This is a genomic window from Micromonospora sp. NPDC003776, from assembly GCF_053605645.1.
Genome location: NZ_JBSGJR010000096.1, coordinates 1 through 15,432 on the forward strand (window position 1 = coordinate 1; position 15,432 = coordinate 15,432).

Sequence of the window (15,432 nt, forward strand, 5' to 3'; positions counted from 1 at the left end):
GCCACCCGCGGCTACAGCGCCTCCTGACGATCCGAGCAACACGCGAAAGGGCCCGACCCCCACGGGGGTCGGGCCCTTTCGGCATCTCAGCCGCCGGAGTCGTCCAGCTCGGCGCCGTCGGGCACCGTGTCGTCGTCGCGGCTGGCCAGCCAGCCGTCGGGCAGGAAGACCTTGCCCGGGGAGTTGGTCCGGCCGCGCGGCTGGCCCAGGTTCTCCACCGGGAACGGCACGGTCGGGTCGAGCTTGCCGAGCAGGTCGTCGAGCTGGGCCAGGCTGTCGATCATCGCGAGTGAGCGGCGCAGCTCGCTGCCGATCGGGAAGCCCTTGAGATACCAGGCGACGTGCTTGCGGAAGTCGGTGCAGCCGTCGCGCTCGCCCCGGGCCGGGTTGCGGGCTCCGGCCACGAACTGGTCCACCAGCAGTTCGGCGTGCCGCCGCATGGTGACCGCCACCTCGCCGAGGGTGGGCAGCCGCCGCTCGGTCCGGCCGTTGAAGGCGGCCTCCAGGTCGGCGAAGAGCCACGGCCGGCCCAGACAGCCCCGCCCGATCACCACGCCGTCGACGCCGGTGTGGGCGACCATCCGGAGCGCGTCGTCGGCCTCCCAGATGTCGCCGTTGCCGAGCACCGGCACATCGAGCGCCTGCTTCAGGGTGGCGATGGCGTCCCAGTCGGCGGTGCCCGAGTAGCGCTGCGCGGCCGTACGCCCGTGCAGGGCGACCGCCGCCACCCCGGCATCCTGGGCTGCCAGCCCGGCCTCGACGTACGTCAGGTGGTCGTCGTCGATGCCCTTGCGCATCTTCACGGTGACCGGCACCCCGGCGGGCGACGCGGCGTCCACCGCGGCCTTGACCAGCCGGGCGAAGAGCCGGCGCCGCCACGGCAGGGCCGACCCGCCGCCGCGCCGGGTGACCTTGGGGACCGGGCAGCCGAAGTTCAGGTCGATGTGGTCGGCGAGATCCCGCTCGACCACGATCCGCACGGCGGCGGCGGTGATCTCCGGGTCGGTGCCGTAGAGCTGGAGGCTGCGCGGTTGCTCCTCCGCCCCGAACGCGATCATGCGGAGCGTCTTGGGGTTCCGCTCGACCAGCGCCCGGGTGGTGATCATCTCGCAGACGTAGATGCCGCCGCCCTGCTCCCGGCAGAGCCGCCGGAAGCCGACGTTGGTGATCCCGGCCATCGGCGCGAGCACCACCGGCGGCCACACCTGATGCGGCCCGAGGTTCAACGGCCGCAGCGCGGGCAGGGTCGAGGCGGTCACCGGACAAGTGTACGGGGCCCCGGCCTGCCCGGCCGGGGCCCCGTGACCAGCTCAGCAGCCGGGGAGGCGCTCGATGAGGTAGCGCTCGACCTGGTCCAGGGAGACGCGCTCCTGGGCCATGGTGTCCCGGTTCCGCACGGTCACCGCGTTGTCGTCCAGCGTGTCGAAGTCGACGGTCACGCAGAACGGCGTACCGATCTCGTCCTGCCGGCGGTAGCGGCGGCCGATGGCCTGGGAGTCGTCGAACTCGACCACCCAGCGCTTGCGCAGGTCGGCGGCGAGCTGCTTGGCCTTGGGCGAGAGGGCCTCGTTGCGGGACAGCGGCAGCACCGCCACCTTGACCGGGGCCAGCCGCGGGTCGAACCGCATGACGGTCCGCTTGTCGACCCCGCCCTTGGTGTTCGGCGCCTCGTCCTCGTCGTACGCCTCGAGCAGGAAGGCGAGCACCGCGCGGGTGAGGCCGGCGGCCGGCTCGATCACGTACGGCATCCAGCGCTCGCCCTTGGTCTGGTCGAAGTACGACAGGTCGACGCCGGAGTGCTTGCTGTGCGTGGACAGGTCGAAGTCGGTGCGGTTGGCGATGCCCTCCAGCTCGGCGAACTCGGTGCCGCCGAACTGGAACCGGTACTCGATGTCGACCGTGCGCTTGGAGTAGTGGGAGAGCTTCTCCTTGGGGTGCTCGTAGAAGCGCAGGTTGTCCGCGGAGAGGCCCAGGTCGAGGTACCAGTTCCAGCGCTCCTGGAGCCAGTACTCGTGCCACTTCTCGTCGGTGCCCGGCTCGACGAAGAACTCCATCTCCATCTGCTCGAACTCGCGCGTCCGGAAGATGAAGTTGCCCGGGGTGATCTCGTTGCGGAACGACTTGCCCGTCTGCGCGATGCCGAACGGCGGCTTCTTGCGGGCGACGGTCTCCACGTTCTTGTAGTTGACGAAGATGCCCTGGGCGGTCTCCGGGCGCAGGTAGTGCAGGCCCTCCTCGCTCTCCACCGGGCCCAGGTAGGTCTTCATCAGGCCGTTGAACATCTTCGGCTCGGTGAAGGTGCCCTTGTTGCCGCAGTTCGGGCAGTTGAGCTCCGACAGCGAGGTCGGCGGCCGGCCGTGCTTGGCCTCGTACGCCTCCTCGAGGTGGTCGGCGCGGAACCGCTTGTGGCAGGACTGGCACTCGGTCAGCGGGTCGACGAACTCGGCGATGTGGCCGCTGGCCGCCCAGACCTGGCGGGCCAGGATGACCGCGGAGTCCAGGCCGACGACGTCGTCGCGCTGCTGGACCATGGTCTTCCACCACTGCCGGCGGACGTTCTCCTTGAGCTCCACGCCGAGCGGACCGTAGTCCCACGCCGATCGGGTGCCCCCGTAGATCTCGCTGGAGGGGAAGACGAAGCCTCGGCGCTTGGCGAGGCTGACGACGGCGTCGATACGGTCGGCTGGCATGTTTCCTCCTACGCCGGCTGGCGGTCGGCGGGGGTGTGTGGATGGAACCGGACGGTCCGGGACAACGGTACGGCGACCGACGTCCCGAGCCCAGCAGAATACCGGGGCCGGGTCAGCTCACCCCGCAGACCTCCATGCCGCCCGTCTGCTGGTCCGGCGCCAGGGTCACCGTCTGGTTCTCCTGCTTGCCGCCGGCGAGCGTGACGTTCACCGGCACGGTCAGCGTCTGGGTGTCGACCTTGCCGACCCGGTAGCCGGAGATCTGCGGCTCGGTGGCCACCCGCTGCTCGAACTCCGGCCGCGACTCGCGCCGCCGGGCGTCGTCGCAGAGCTGGTCGTACGCCTTGGACCAGTCCTTCTGGACCAGGGCCTGGTAGTAGTCGTCGGTGACCGCCCGGCCCTGTTCCTCGACGGCCTGGACGTTGCTCACCGCCAGCCCGACCACGGCCGCGCCGCCGCCGCCGCAGCAGAGCAGCACGGCGAGCGCGCCGACGCCGAGCCCGAGCCAGAGCCGGGCCCGGCCGCCCTCGGTGGGCGGGGCGGCGAACGGCGGGGCGACCCCCGGCCCGGCGGGCGGCGTCGGGACGCCGGGGTCCGCCGGCGACCCGGGTACCAGCGGGACGCCGGACGGCACGGGCGGTGGGGGTGGGACAGCCCCGGGAGCGGTCATACGCGCCAGGGTAGTGCCCCCGGCCTCAGCGGTAAGGGCCTGCGGCCCGATCACTGGCGACGATGACGATCTCCCCGCCGGGCGCGGCGCTGGCGAGCGTCTCGTAGGCGGACGGCTCGTCGACGGACTGGGCGAGCAGCGGCACGGCGGTGACCTTGACGTCGAACCCGCCGAGCGCCCGCCGGTACGCCCCGACCGACTCCCACTCGGTGAGCAGGCACCAGTGCGTGGGGTCGTCCAACGCCCGCACCAGCTCGCCGCGCAGGTAGCCGGGCCGGGCGGCGAGCGCGGCCAGCGCGGCGTGCGCCCGTTCGGTGAATTCGGACGCCACCTCGGTGTCGACCACGAACCGGTTGGTGACCAGCACCGGCTTCCTCCTCGTAGAGTCTGTGGCATGCAGCCTACGCAGAGTCCCCTGCTGGCCCGGCTGGCCAGGGTCAACCCGACGGCGGTGTTCCTGGCGGCGCTGGTCCTGGTGCTGGTGGCGCTCTTCACACCCGGCGCCGTGGGCGGCGTGCTGCTGCTCCTGCTGGCCGGGCTGCTGGTGTGGCTGATGACGGTCACCTGGGCGGTGCAGCGGCCGGCCACCCGGGTGCCGCGGCTGGTCATGCTCACGCTGTTGATCACGATCGCGCTGGCCAAGCTGCTCTGACCCGGCGCGCACCGCGCTGACATGCAATCATGCGTTTTTGACAATCAATTTCGTTATCGCGGACAGTTGACACATGACCGTCCGCACCGCCGCACGCCTGCTCGCCGCCGCCACCGCCGCCCTGCTCACCGTGGCCGGCTGCGCGGCTGGTGACGGCAGCGGACGGGACCCCGACCGGGTCGACGTGGTGGCGGCGTTCTACCCGCTCCAGTTCCTCGCCGAGCGGATCGGCGGCGACGCGGTCACGGTCACCAACCTGGTCAAGCCCGGAGCCGAGCCGCACGACCTCGAACTCCACCCGCGCCAGGTCGGCCAGGTCGCCGACGCGGAGTTGATCGTCTACCTCTCCGGCTTCCAGCCGGCGGTGGACGAGGCGGTCGCGCAGAACGGCGGCGGCCGGGCCTTCGACGTGGCGACCGTGCAGCCGCTGCAGGACGCGGCGGCGGCCGACCACGAGCACGACGGCGAGGCCGGCCACCCGGAGCACGGGGGCAAGGATCCGCACGTCTGGCTCGACCCCACCCGGCTGGCCACCATCGGCGACCGGCTCGCCGATCGGCTGGGCAGGGCCGACCCCGGCCACGCCGCCGACTACGCCGCCCGGGCCGGGGCGCTCCGCGCCGACCTGGCGGCCCTGGACGCCGACTACGCCCAGGGCCTGCGCGCCTGCCAGCGGCGGGAGATGGTGACCAGCCACACCGCCTTCGGCTATCTCGCCGCCCGCTACCAACTCGAACAGGTCGGCATCACCGGCCTCGCCCCGGAGGGCGAGCCCGCCCCACGCCGCCTCGCCGAGGTGGCGAAGGAGGCCCACGAGCACGGGGCCACCACCATCTTCTTCGAGACGCTGGTCAGCCCGAAGGTCGCCGAGACCGTGGCCCGGGAGGTCGGCGCCACGACGGCCGTGCTCGACCCGATCGAGGGCCCGCCGGCCGAGGGGGACTACCTCTCGGCGATGCGGACCAACCTCCAGACCCTGCGCACCGCCTTGGACTGCTCATGACACCCGTGATCCAGGTCGCACACGCGGCCGTCGGCTACGACGCCCGGCCCGTGCTGCGGGACGTCTCACTCACCGTCACCGCCGGCGAGGTGGTCGCCGTGCTCGGCGCCAACGGCTCCGGCAAGTCCACCCTGATCCGCGCCGTGCTGGGCCTGGTCCCGCTGGGCGCCGGGTCGGTCACCCTCTTCGGCACCCCGCAGCGCCGCTTCCGCCAGTGGCACCGCATCGGGTACGTCCCGCAGCGGCTCGGCGCGGGCAGCGGCGTACCGGCCACGGTGGGCGAGGTGGTGGCGTCCGGGCGGCTGGCCCGCCGGGGCGTGCTGCGCCAGCCGGGCCGGGCCGACCGCGAGGCGGTCGCCGCGGCGCTGCGCGCGGTGGGGCTCGCCGACCGGGCCGGGGATCCAGTGGCCACCCTCTCCGGCGGGCAGCAGCAGCGCACCCTGATCGCCCGGGCCCTGGCCGGCCAGCCGGAGCTGCTGGTGCTGGACGAGCCGACCGCCGGGGTGGACGCGGCCAGCCAGGAGGCGTTCGCCGCGGCACTGGACGGCTTCCTCGCCGGCGGCGGCACGGTGCTGCTGGTGGCCCACGAACTCGGCCCGCTGCGCCCCCTGATCAGCCGGGCGGTCGTCGTCCACCAGGGCGGCGTCTGCCACGACGGTCCGGTGCCCGAGCCGGCCGGCCACCACGCCGACCCGGATCACGAACACGTGCACCCGCACTGCGACGAGGAGCCCGCCGGGCTGTGGAGGAGCATCTGACATGGACCTCTTCCAGTACGACTTCATGCTCCGCGCGCTGGTCGGCGCGCTGGTCATCGGGCTGGCCGCCCCGGCGCTCGGCATCTACCTGGTGCAGCGGCGGATGGCGCTGATCGGCGACGGTATCGGGCACGTGGCGCTCACCGGCGTCGGCGCCGGACTGCTGCTCAACCGCTCCCCCGTGCTGGTGGCGGTGCTCGCGGCCGCGCTCGGCGCGATCGCCATCGAGCTGGTCCGCGCGCGCGGGCGTACCTCCGGCGACCTGGCCCTGGCGCTGCTCTTCTACGGCGGCATCGCCGGTGGCGTGATGCTGGTCGGGCTCTCCCACGCCAGCAGCGCGTCGCTCAACTCGTACCTCTTCGGGTCGCTGACCACGACCTCGACGGCCGACCTGACCACCATCCTGGTGCTCGGCGTGGCGATCCTGGTGACCATGCTGGCGCTGCGCCCGGCGCTCTTCGCGGTCTGCCACGACGAGGAGTACGCGCGGGTCTCCGGCCTGCCGGTCCGGGCGCTCAACCTGCTGCTCGCGGTGGCCACCGCGGTGACGGTGACCATCGCCATGCGGGCCGTCGGGGTGCTGCTGATCAGCGCCCTGATGGTGGTGCCGGTGGCGACCGCGCAGCAGGTGACCCCCGGTGTGCAGCGCCGCCACGGCCGAGCCGACCGCGCCGCAGCGCTCGTGCCCGAGCACCAGCACCAGCGGCACCGCGAGCTGGCCGACCACGAACTCGATGGAGCCGAGCACCGCCCGGTCCAGCACGTGCGCGCCGGTGCGGATCACGCAGATCGACCCGAAGGTCTGGTCGAAGATCGCCTCCAGCGGGACCCGCGAGTCGATGCAGCCCAGCACCACGGCGTACGGCTGCTGGTCACCGGAGGCGACCGCCGCGGCGGCGGTGACGTCGTGGCCGTGCACCGGTTGACCGCTGACGAAGCGGCGGTTGCCGGCCAGCAGCTCGGCGAGGGCGGCTCGCGGGCTCCGGGCGGCGCGGGTGGGACGGGACGGCGGCATCCTTCCAGCGTGGTCACCGATCCGACCGCCCGGAGCCGGGTTGCGAATCTTCTCACCGCCATGGTTGGCGTGTTGTCATGACGGGTAGCCGGTTGTTACCGCCGGGTTACGCCGGTGAGCAGACACCGGCCGGCCCGGGGGAGGTTCACGATGCCGGAGCACCTGGAGGTACGGCTTCCCGACGGCGTACGCCTGCACGTCGAGGCCACCGGACCGGCCGACGCCGAGGTCACCGCGATCCTGCTGCACGGCTGGACGCTGGACGGGCGCAGTTGGCACCGCCAGCTCGCCGACCTGCGGAGCCGGTTCGGCGACCGGGTCCGGGTGGTGGCCTACGACGCCCGGGGCCACGGCCGGTCCAGCTGCATGGCCCTGCGTACCGCCACCCTGGCCCAGCTCGGCGACGACCTGGCCGCGGTGCTGGACGAGATCGCCCCGGCCGGGCGGATCGTGCTGGTCGGGCACTCCATGGGCGGGATGACGGTGATGGAGTACGCGCACCGCCACCCCGGACACTTCGCCGCCCGTACCGCCGGGCTGGTCTTCGTCTCGACCACCGCCGAGGGGCACACCCACACGGCGTACGGGCTCTCGCCACGGATCGCCCGGCTGATCCGGCTCGCCGAGACCACCGGCGCCGGGGTGCTGGCCCGGTGCGGCGCCTGGCGGCCGCCGCGGGCGCTGCTGCGGGCGTTGCGGCCGAGCATCCGCTGGATGCTCTTCGGCGACCACTGCGACCCGGCGGACATCCGGCTGGTCACCTCGGCGGTGGCGCACGCCTCGCTCCGCTCGATCGGCGGGTTCCGCGCCTCGATCGGCGCCCAGCACCGGCTGGACACCCTGGCGGCGCTCGGCGACCTGCCGGCCGCCGCGCTGGTCGGCGACCGGGACCGGCTCACGCCGCCGCCCTGCGCCGAGTCGATCGCCGCGGCGCTGCCCACCACCGAGCTGACCGTCTGCCCGGGCGCCGGGCACATGCTCATGATGGAACGCCCCGACCAGGTGAACGCGGCCCTCGCCGCGGTGGTCGAGCGGGTGCTGGCCGGCCCGGACAGCTGCCGGGGCCGGGCGACGGCGCGACCGGCGGCCGCCTGATCCGGTGGCGGCCGGCGGCGTGGGGCAGGTCACCGGCCGCCCCCGGCACCCCGTCCCCGCACCTTTGCTCTGCTTCAGTCCACGCAACACTGAGAGCGCTTCACCGTTGCGTCCGCTGAAGCAGAGCAAAGGCGGGTGGAGAGGTGTGTCGACCTCGGGAGGCGGCTGGTGAGCGTGGCTGAACGGCCGGGCTGCCAGGCCGCCGCCAGGCAGGACAAGGCGTGGGAACGGCCGGATAACGGGCAACCGGCACGGGGTGAACGCCGGGTGGCGGCATGGCCCCGACAGGGGCCGGGACGCCGGCCCCGTACCCTCTATCAGCCCGCCGTGCCCGCCACGTGACCATCAGGAGCCCCCGCGTTGAGCGACCAGACCACCCTGGACCGGGAGATCGCCGTCGAGCAGCGGCACCTCGACCGGGTGTACGCCCGGCTCGCGGAGCTGCGTCGCGCCGCCGCCGAGGCCGAGCGGGAGGGCTACCGGCTGGCCCGGGTGGGCAACTTCGGCGCGCTGGTGGAGCGGGACGCGATGGTCTTCCACGCCGCCCAACGCCGGCACGTGCTGGACGCCGAGCACGAGGGGCTGGTCTTCGGCCGGCTCGACCTGCGGACCGGGCAGGTGTTGCACGTGGGCCGGCTCGGGGTGCGCGGGGAGGACGCCGAGACGTTGGTGGTGGACTGGCGGGCGCCCGCCGCCGCCGCGTTCTACCAGGCCACCCCGGCCGAGCCGATGGGCGTGGTACGCCGGCGCACGATCCAGTCATCGGCCGAGAAGGTGACCCGGATCGAGGACGACCTGCTGGACCCGGAGGCCGCGCCGCCGGACCTGGCGGTGGTCGGCGACGGGGCGCTGCTGGCCACCCTGTCCCGGGCGACCGGGCGGGGCATGCGGGACATCGTCGCCACCATCCAGCGCGAGCAGGACGAGGCGATCCGCTCCCCCGGCAACGGGGTCACGATCGTCTCCGGCGGCCCGGGCACCGGCAAGACGGCGGTGGCCCTGCACCGCGCCGCGTACCTGCTCTACTCGGACCGGTCCCGGTACGCGGGCGGCGGCATCCTGGTGGTCGGCCCGTCCGGGGTGTTCGTCGAGTACATCGCCTCGGTGCTGCCCTCCCTCGGCGAGGAGACCGCGACCCTGCACTCGCTCGGCTCGCTCTTCCCCGGCGTGTCGGCGACCCGCACCGATCCGCCCGAGGTGGCGGCGGTGAAGGGTTCGCTACGGATGCGCCGGGTGCTGGAGCGCGCGGTCCGGGACGCGGTGCCGGACGCCCCGACCGAGCTGCGCCTGCTCTACCGGGGTGAGCTGCTCCGGCTGGAGCGGGCCGAGCTGGACGCGATCCGGGACCAGGCGCTGCCCCGCGGGGCGCGGCGCAACGAGGTGCGCCGGGCGGGCTTCGACGCCGTCCTCGCGGCGTTGTACGCGCAGGCCCGGACGCTGCGGGTGGGCCGGCTGCCGGAGCAGCCCGCCTTCGAGGACGAGATCATCGAGCGCCCGGAGTTCCGGGAGTTCCTGAAGGCGTGGTGGCCGCGGCTGCACCCCCGGCACGTGCTCGGCTGGCTGGCCCGCCCCGATCGGCTGCGCCGGTACGCCGACGGGGTGCTGTCCGGGGCGGAGATCCGGCTGCTGACCGAGGCGTACCGGAGCCTGGACGGCGAGGGGCCGACCATCGCCGACGTGGCGCTGCTGGACGAGTTGGACGCGCTGCTGGGCAAGCCGGTCCAGCGACGGCGGCCGAAGCGCGACCCGTTCCAGCTCGCCGGGGGCGTCCGCGAGCTGAGCACGTACGCCGACCGGCAGCGGGCCGCCCGGGCGGCCGCCCGGGAGCGGCCGGAGGACTACCGCGACTACGCCCACGTGGTGGTCGACGAGTCCCAGGACGTGTCGCCGATGCAGTGGCGGATGATCGGCCGGCGGGGCCGGCTGGCCTCCTGGACGGTGGTCGGCGACCCGGCGCAGACCGCCTGGACCGGCGACCCGCAGGAGCTGACCCGGGCCCGCGACCAGGCGCTGGGACGCCGCCGCCGGTACCGCTACGAGCTGACCACCAACTACCGGAACTCGGCGGAGATCTTCGCCGTGGCGGCGGCGGAGATCCGCCGGCTCTACCCGGACCTGCCGCTGCCCACCGCGGTCCGCTCCACCGGTGTCGAGCCGGTCGAGCTGGCGGTGCCCGCCGCCGAGCTGGCCCCGGCCACCGTGGCGGCGGTCCGCGCCCTGCTGGCCGAGGTCGAGGGCACGGTCGGCGTGATCACCCCGGTGCCCCGCCGGGACGAGGTGGCCGGCTGGCTCGGCGAGCTGGGCGGCAGCCGGCTCCAGGTGGTGACCAGCCTCCAGGCCAAGGGCATGGAGTACGACGGGGTGGCGCTGGTCGCGCCGAGCGAGATCCGGGCCGACCCGGGCTCCGGGGTCCGGACGCTCTACGTGGCGCTCTCCCGGGCCACCCAGCGCCTCACCACGCTCGACGTTCATTTGCACACATAGCGATGTGAGCATAGATTGAGTCGGGCCGGGGCGACGGACGAGAGGGTGTGGGCGTGGGCGCGGGTCATGACCACAGCGGTGCGGTGACCAACGCCGCACAGCGCCACCGTGGTCGACTCTGGGCCGCGTTCGGCCTGCTCACCGCCCTGATGGTGGTGGAGGCGGTGGCCGCGTTCGGCACCGGCTCGCTGGCCCTGCTCTCCGACGCCGGGCACATGTTCACCGACGTGCTCGGCATCGGGATGGCCCTCGCGGCGATCAGCGCCACCCGCCGGGCCGACACCGACCCGCAGCGCACCTTCGGGCTCTACCGGCTGGAGGTGCTGGCCGCCCTGGCCAACGCGGTGCTGCTCGGCGTGGTCGCGGTCTACGTGCTGGTCGAGGCGGTCCGCCGGTTCGGCGAGCCGCCGGAGGTCCTCGCCGGGCCGATGCTCGCCGTCGCGGTGCTCGGCCTGCTCGCCAACCTCGCCGCCTTCGCGCTGCTGCGCGCCGGGGCGGAGGAGAGCATCAACCTGCGCGGGGCGTACCTGGAGGTGCTCGGCGACCTGCTCGGCTCGCTCGGCGTGATCGGCGCCGCCCTGGTCATCGCGGTGACCGACTGGTGGTGGGCGGACCCGCTGGTCGCGGTCGCGATCGGGCTGTTCATCCTGCCGCGCACCTGGCGGCTCGGCCGGGCCGCGGTACGGATCCTGGTGCAGGCCGCTCCCGAGCATCTCCAGGTGACCGCGGTGCACGACCGGCTGGCCGCGGTGCCCGGCGTCGCCGAGGTGCACGACCTGCACGTGTGGACCCTCACCTCCGGCATGGAGGTGGCCTCGGCGCACCTGACCACGGCCCCCGGCGCCGAGGTCGGCGACGTGCTCGCCGCGGCCCGGGCGGCGCTGCGGGAGGACTTCCACATCGATCACGCCACGTTGCAGATCGAACCCGGAGCGTCCGCCGGCGCCTGCGGTCCGGTCGAGTGGTAATTAGGACAATCTTAAATTCAAGTGGTTATTGTGCACTTATGCCGGTTTTGACGCCGGCCGGCCGACCCCGGACGCGGGCCGGCTCGGCGGACCGCCGGTAGGCTCGGTCGCGGCCTCCGCCGGGCGGCGCCCATCGGCGCCCGGGGGCGGCCGTCGCCTAATCGCCGGAGCCCGGCGAGCCGGGGAACCACGTACCTGGGGTGCATCCGCGTCAGCGGTAGGGATCTTCCGTCCCGAACCCGTCAGCTAACCCGGTCGGCGGTTGACGGAAGGACACCTGAATGCCATCAGTGGCACCTGTACGACGGACGGCCGCCCGGTTGGCGGCCCTGCTCGTCGCGACGCTCGCCCTCGGCGTCGCGGCCCTGCCGGTCTCCCCCGCCTCGGCGGCTTCCCCGACCGGCCTGCTCGCCGCCGCGCCCGGCGACGACGAGGGCGGCACGGCGGCCCTGCGCGCCCAGCTCGACGCGGCCAGCAAGGGCTGGCTGGACGCGCGGACCGCGCTGAACCGCTCGGTCACCCGGCAGAAGCAGCTCGCCGCCCAGCTCACCACCATCAACGCCGAGCTGGGCAGCCGCGACGCCAAGGTCGGCGAGATCGCGGCGGTGGCGTACCGCAGCGGCCGGCTCGGCACCGCCTCGGCGCTGCTCGGCAGCACCAGCCCGGAGGGCTTCCTCGACCGGGCCGCCGCGCTGTCGCAGGTCGCCGCCAACGAGGACCGGGCGCTTCGCGAGCTGCTCGACACCCGGGACCAGGCCACCCGTACCCAGGCCGCGCTGAACGCCGAGATCCAGGAGCAGCGCAAGCAGGTCGCGGTGATGGCCAAGCGCAAGCAGCAGGCCGAGCAGGCGCTGGAGGTGGCCAACAAGCGGGCGGCCACCTCGGACGGCAGCGGCACCCGGGGCACCTCCACCGCGAACGCCACCCCGGCGAAGCGCAACCCCGACGGCTCCTGGCCGCCGGAGTCGTGCAGCGTCAACGACCCGACGCCCGCCGACGGCTGCATCACCCCGCGCACGCTGCACGCCCTCCAGCAGGCCAAGGCCGCCGGGTTCACCCGGTACGTCTCCTGCTACCGACCCAGCGGGTCGGGTGAGCACCCGAAGGGGCGGGCCTGCGACTTCGCCGCCCAGAAGGACGGCTTCGGCGGCGTGGCCACCGGCGGCGACAAGACGTACGGCAACAACCTCGCGGCGTACTTCATCCGCAACTCGGACGCGCTCGCCGTGCTCTACGTGATCTGGTACAAGCAGATCTGGCTGCCCAGCAGCGGGTGGAAGGCGTACAGCGGCGGCAACGGCGACCCGTCCAGCGACCACACCAACCACGTGCACCTGTCGGTCTACTGAGCCCGGGGTGGCCCGCCACCGGCGGGCCACCCTACGTCCGCCGACGTACGCCGGATGTCGTTCCCGGCCCCACGACGCCGCCGGCTGCTCCGCGCAGGATCGGCAGCATGAGCCGACTCTCCCCGCCCGCGCGCAAGACCCTGCTGACCCTGCACCTGGTCACCTCGCTGGGCTGGCTCGGCGTGGACCTGGTGCTGCTCACGCTGGGCATCGCCGGGCTGCGCGGGGCCGACCCGGAGGTGGTCTACCCGACCGCGGGTCTGCTGGTGACCTGGCTGTTCGCGCCGCTGAGCGTGGCGGTGTGGCTGGTCGGGGTGGCCAGCGCGCTGCTCACTCCCTGGGGCCTGCTGCGCTGGCGCTGGGTGCTGGTCAAGTTCGGCATCACCACCGTCATGCTCGGGCTGGTGCTCCTGCTGCTGACCCCCCGGATCCGGCACCTCGGCGAGCTGGGCGCGGCGGCCGACGCCCACCTGCGGGTGGACCTGGTGGTCGCGCCGAGCGTCTCCACCACGCTGCTGCTGATCGCCACCGTGCTGTCCACGTACAAGCCGTGGGGGCGGCTGCGGCGGGCGGCCGTGCCGGCGGGCCGGCGGGCGGTGCCGGCCGGCCGGGGCGGCTGAGGCTGTCAGACGGCGCGCCCCTGCTCCAGCCTGGCGCCGAGCCGGCTGGCCAGCCCGAGGTGGGCGGCGCGGGCCTGCCGGAAGGCGTACCCGAACAGGGGCGCCGGGGCGGACAGCGTGATCTCCACGTCGATCCGCACCACGCCGTCGGGCTCGTCGCGCAGCCGGGTGTGGTTGCGCACCGTGGTGGCCGGCTGCTGCCGGGCCACCGTCACCACCTCGTCCTCGTTCGCGATCAGCACGTCCGCCTGGTAGGTGACCGGGAAGTGCAGCGGGCCCAGCTCCAGCCGGTCGGTGATCGCGTAGCTGGCCAAGGCGCCGGGTCGCGGCGGCAGCTCGCGCACCCGGACGATCAGCGGATGCAGCTCGCCCTGCCGGGACAGGTCGCTGAGCAGGGCGGACGCTTCCGCCCGGGTGCAGCGGGCCTGCACGGTGTAGCTGAAGCTGTCGCTGCTGAGCAACCCCGGACTCCCCTCGCGGTCGACGGTTCGCACGATAGTCCCGTACCGGGGCCGGCGTGGCAACGGCCGAAGGTCCCTGACCCTCCGGCATGACCCGGGACCGGCCGGGAATCCCGGCACGCCGGGGACCGCGCGACGAGGAGGCCGGGCATGCAGGGGTACGCCGGATGAGCGCGCACGTGATGGTCTTCGCCCCGACGCCCCGGCTCACGGTCACCGTCGACCAGCCGGCCGACCACCCCGAGCTGCACCTGCATCCCGGCGGGCAGGGGGTGTGGCAGGCCCGGATGATCCTCTCCCTCGGCGTGCCGGTGACGCTCTGCACCAGCCTCGGCGGCGAGATCGGCCAGGTGCTGGAGCCGCTGCTGGTCAGCGAGGGGGTCCAGCTCCGGGTGGTGGTCCGCGACTCCGGCGGCAGCGGCGGGTACGTGCACGACCGGCGGGACGGCAGCCGCCGGGAGATCGTGGACGTGACCGGCCACCCGCTGAGCCGGCACGAGCTGGACGAGCTCTACAACCTCACCCTCGGCGAGGGCCTGCAGGCCCCGGTCAGCGTGCTGAGCGGGCCGAGCCATCCCGAGCTGGTGCCGGCCGACCTCTACCGGCGGTTCGCCGCCGACCTGGGCGCCAACGGCAGCCGGGTGGTGGTGGACCTGTGCGGCGCGCACCTCGACGCCGTGCTGGCCAGCGGCGTCTTCTTCCTCAAGGTCAGCCACGAGGAGCTGATCGCCGACGGGCGGGCCCGGGGCGACGACGAGCAGGAACTCACCCGGGCGATGTACGACCTGCACGCCGCCGGCGCGGAGAGCGTGGTGGTGAGCCGGGCGGACCAGCCGGCCCTGGCCCTGGTCGACGGGGAGGTCTTCGAGGTGGAGATGCCGAAGCTGGAGGCGGCCGACCCGCGCGGCGCGGGCGACTCGATGACGGCCGGGGTGGCCGCGGTGGTGGCCCTGGGCGGGGACGTGCGGACCGCGATCCGCACCGGTGCGGCGGCCGGCGCGCTCAACGTGACCCGGCACGGACTGGGCACCGGCCGGCTGGACTCGATCAGCGGGCTGGTGGAGCGGGTCCGGCTGGTGCCGGCCGGCACCCGGCCACAGGAGCGGACCACCCCGGAAGAGCTGGCCGAACGGGCGGCCGAACGATGACGGTGCGGGTCCTGGTGACCAACGACGACGGCATCGCGGCGCCCGGCATCGGCGCGCTGGCGAAGGCGGCCGTCGACCGGGGGCTGGACGTGGTGGTCGCCGCGCCGCTGGAGGAGGCGAGCGGCACCAGCGCCGCGATGACCGCGGTGGAGCGCAACGGGCACGTCGTGGTCCGCGACCACCCGCTGCCGGAGCTGCCCGGGGTGCCCGCGTACGGGGTGGGCGGCTCACCCGGTTTCATCGCGCTGATCGCGGTGCACGGCGCGTTCGGGCCGCCGCCGTCGGTGGTGCTCTCCGGGATCAACCGGGGCGCCAACGCGGGCCGGGCGGTGCTGCACTCCGGCACCGTGGGCGCCGCGTTCACCGCCGCCGCGAACGGCTGCCGGGCGATGGCGGTGTCGCTGGACGTGCTCTCCGCCGGCGAGGCCACCGCGGCCACCGGCGGAGCCGCGGTGGCCGCCGCCGCCCGGGGACCGGACGCCGAACGGCACTGGCCCACCGCCGCCCGGGTGGCCCTGG

At 74.1% G+C, this 15,432-nt stretch carries 15 protein-coding genes, 2 pseudogenes and 1 riboswitch; of the genes and pseudogenes, 11 read left to right on the forward strand and 6 right to left on the reverse strand.

Annotation, left to right across the window (positions count from 1 at the left end):
* Positions 1-86: 86 nt before the first annotated feature.
* From dusB to ACWEVO_RS11345, 4 genes are all read right to left on the reverse strand, one after another.
* Positions 87-1,259, reverse strand: a complete 1,173-nt coding sequence (dusB, locus tag ACWEVO_RS11330) for a tRNA dihydrouridine synthase DusB (RefSeq protein ID WP_452307427.1) — start codon at positions 1,257-1,259, stop codon at positions 87-89.
* A 51-nt stretch (positions 1,260-1,310) separates the two neighbouring features.
* Entirely contained in the window at positions 1,311-2,690 is a 1,380-nt protein-coding gene (locus ACWEVO_RS11335; RefSeq protein ID WP_452307428.1) for a glycine--tRNA ligase, read from the reverse strand.
* A gap of 112 nt (positions 2,691-2,802) precedes the next feature.
* Positions 2,803-3,360 (reverse strand): Rv0361 family membrane protein, encoded by a 558-nt coding sequence (locus tag ACWEVO_RS11340; RefSeq protein ID WP_452307429.1) that lies wholly within the window; start codon positions 3,358-3,360, stop codon positions 2,803-2,805.
* Between the two features lie 25 nt (positions 3,361-3,385).
* Positions 3,386-3,727, reverse strand: a complete 342-nt coding sequence (locus ACWEVO_RS11345; protein ID WP_452307430.1) for an antibiotic biosynthesis monooxygenase family protein — start codon at positions 3,725-3,727, stop codon at positions 3,386-3,388.
* A gap of 27 nt (positions 3,728-3,754) precedes the next feature.
* Here ACWEVO_RS11345 and ACWEVO_RS11350 point away from each other — a divergent pair, with 27 nt between their 5' ends.
* The 4 genes and pseudogenes from ACWEVO_RS11350 to ACWEVO_RS11365 form a co-directional block, all read left to right on the forward strand.
* On the forward strand, positions 3,755-4,012 hold the full coding sequence (locus ACWEVO_RS11350; protein ID WP_452307431.1) for a DUF6703 family protein: 258 nt from the start codon (positions 3,755-3,757) through the stop codon (positions 4,010-4,012).
* A gap of 73 nt (positions 4,013-4,085) precedes the next feature.
* A complete protein-coding gene (locus tag ACWEVO_RS11355; RefSeq protein WP_452307432.1) occupies positions 4,086-5,015 on the forward strand; it encodes a metal ABC transporter substrate-binding protein in 930 nt (309 codons plus the stop codon).
* Positions 5,012-5,773 carry a metal ABC transporter ATP-binding protein gene (locus tag ACWEVO_RS11360; protein WP_452307433.1) on the forward strand — a complete coding sequence of 254 codons (762 nt, stop codon included), beginning with the start codon at positions 5,012-5,014 and terminating at the stop codon, positions 5,771-5,773. Before ACWEVO_RS11355 ends, ACWEVO_RS11360 begins: the two co-directional genes overlap by 4 nt.
* 1 nt (position 5,774) lies before the next feature.
* Positions 5,775-6,413: pseudogene (locus ACWEVO_RS11365) on the forward strand (metal ABC transporter permease); the annotation flags it as partial.
* Here the strand turns inward: ACWEVO_RS11365 and ACWEVO_RS11370 are convergent.
* A pseudogene (locus ACWEVO_RS11370) lies at positions 6,408-6,788 on the reverse strand (carbonic anhydrase); the annotation flags it as partial. The pseudogenes ACWEVO_RS11365 and ACWEVO_RS11370 overlap by 6 nt on opposite strands.
* A 150-nt stretch (positions 6,789-6,938) precedes the next feature.
* Here ACWEVO_RS11370 and ACWEVO_RS11375 point away from each other — a divergent pair.
* The 5 genes from ACWEVO_RS11375 (at position 6,939) to ACWEVO_RS11395 (ending at position 13,304) form a co-directional block, all read left to right on the forward strand.
* Positions 6,939-7,883 (forward strand): alpha/beta fold hydrolase, encoded by a 945-nt coding sequence (locus ACWEVO_RS11375; RefSeq protein WP_452307434.1) that lies wholly within the window; start codon positions 6,939-6,941, stop codon positions 7,881-7,883.
* 360 nt (positions 7,884-8,243) lie between these two features.
* Entirely contained in the window at positions 8,244-10,367 is a 2,124-nt protein-coding gene (locus tag ACWEVO_RS11380; RefSeq protein WP_452307435.1) for a HelD family protein, read from the forward strand.
* Between the two features lie 53 nt (positions 10,368-10,420).
* Positions 10,421-11,335, forward strand: a complete 915-nt coding sequence (locus ACWEVO_RS11385) for a cation diffusion facilitator family transporter (protein WP_452307436.1) — start codon at positions 10,421-10,423, stop codon at positions 11,333-11,335.
* Between the two features lie 144 nt (positions 11,336-11,479).
* Positions 11,480-11,611: riboswitch (cyclic di-AMP (ydaO/yuaA leader) on the forward strand.
* Positions 11,612-11,616: 5 nt separating this feature from the next.
* Positions 11,617-12,684, forward strand: a complete 1,068-nt coding sequence (locus ACWEVO_RS11390; protein WP_452307437.1) for a coiled-coil domain-containing protein — start codon at positions 11,617-11,619, stop codon at positions 12,682-12,684.
* A gap of 107 nt (positions 12,685-12,791) precedes the next feature.
* Positions 12,792-13,304 carry a hypothetical protein gene (locus tag ACWEVO_RS11395; RefSeq protein ID WP_452307438.1) on the forward strand — a complete coding sequence of 171 codons (513 nt, stop codon included), beginning with the start codon at positions 12,792-12,794 and terminating at the stop codon, positions 13,302-13,304.
* Positions 13,305-13,309: 5 nt separating this feature from the next.
* Here the strand turns inward: ACWEVO_RS11395 and ACWEVO_RS11400 are convergent, their stop codons facing one another.
* Positions 13,310-13,798, reverse strand: coding sequence for an SRPBCC family protein (locus ACWEVO_RS11400; RefSeq protein WP_452307439.1), 489 nt, complete (start codon positions 13,796-13,798; stop codon positions 13,310-13,312).
* Between the two features lie 134 nt (positions 13,799-13,932).
* Here ACWEVO_RS11400 and ACWEVO_RS11405 point away from each other — a divergent pair, with 134 nt between their 5' ends.
* Both ACWEVO_RS11405 and surE read left to right on the forward strand, forming a co-directional pair.
* Entirely contained in the window at positions 13,933-14,913 is a 981-nt protein-coding gene (locus ACWEVO_RS11405) for a 1-phosphofructokinase family hexose kinase (RefSeq protein ID WP_452307440.1), read from the forward strand.
* The coding region (surE, locus tag ACWEVO_RS11410; RefSeq protein WP_452307441.1) for a 5'/3'-nucleotidase SurE at positions 14,910-15,432 on the forward strand (523 nt) is incomplete at its 3' end. The genes ACWEVO_RS11405 and surE, both read left to right, overlap by 4 nt.

Bases quoted from the DNA above. Each gene is read 5' to 3' on its own strand.
- ACWEVO_RS11350 (WP_452307431.1), top strand. From the start codon at position 3,755: ATGCAGCCTACGCAGAGTCCCCTGCTGGCCCGGCTGGCCAGGGTCAAC.
- ACWEVO_RS11395 (WP_452307438.1), top strand. From the start codon at position 12,792: ATGAGCCGACTCTCCCCGCCCGCGCGCAAGACCCTGCTGACCCTGCAC.
- ACWEVO_RS11375 (WP_452307434.1), top strand. From the start codon at position 6,939: ATGCCGGAGCACCTGGAGGTACGGCTTCCCGACGGCGTACGCCTGCAC.
- ACWEVO_RS11355 (WP_452307432.1), top strand. From the start codon at position 4,086: ATGACCGTCCGCACCGCCGCACGCCTGCTCGCCGCCGCCACCGCCGCC.
- ACWEVO_RS11340 (WP_452307429.1), bottom strand. From the start codon at position 3,360: ATGACCGCTCCCGGGGCTGTCCCACCCCCACCGCCCGTGCCGTCCGGC.
- ACWEVO_RS11360 (WP_452307433.1), top strand. From the start codon at position 5,012: ATGACACCCGTGATCCAGGTCGCACACGCGGCCGTCGGCTACGACGCC.
- ACWEVO_RS11405 (WP_452307440.1), top strand. From the start codon at position 13,933: ATGAGCGCGCACGTGATGGTCTTCGCCCCGACGCCCCGGCTCACGGTC.
- ACWEVO_RS11335 (WP_452307428.1), bottom strand. From the start codon at position 2,690: ATGCCAGCCGACCGTATCGACGCCGTCGTCAGCCTCGCCAAGCGCCGA.
- ACWEVO_RS11390 (WP_452307437.1), top strand. From the start codon at position 11,617: ATGCCATCAGTGGCACCTGTACGACGGACGGCCGCCCGGTTGGCGGCC.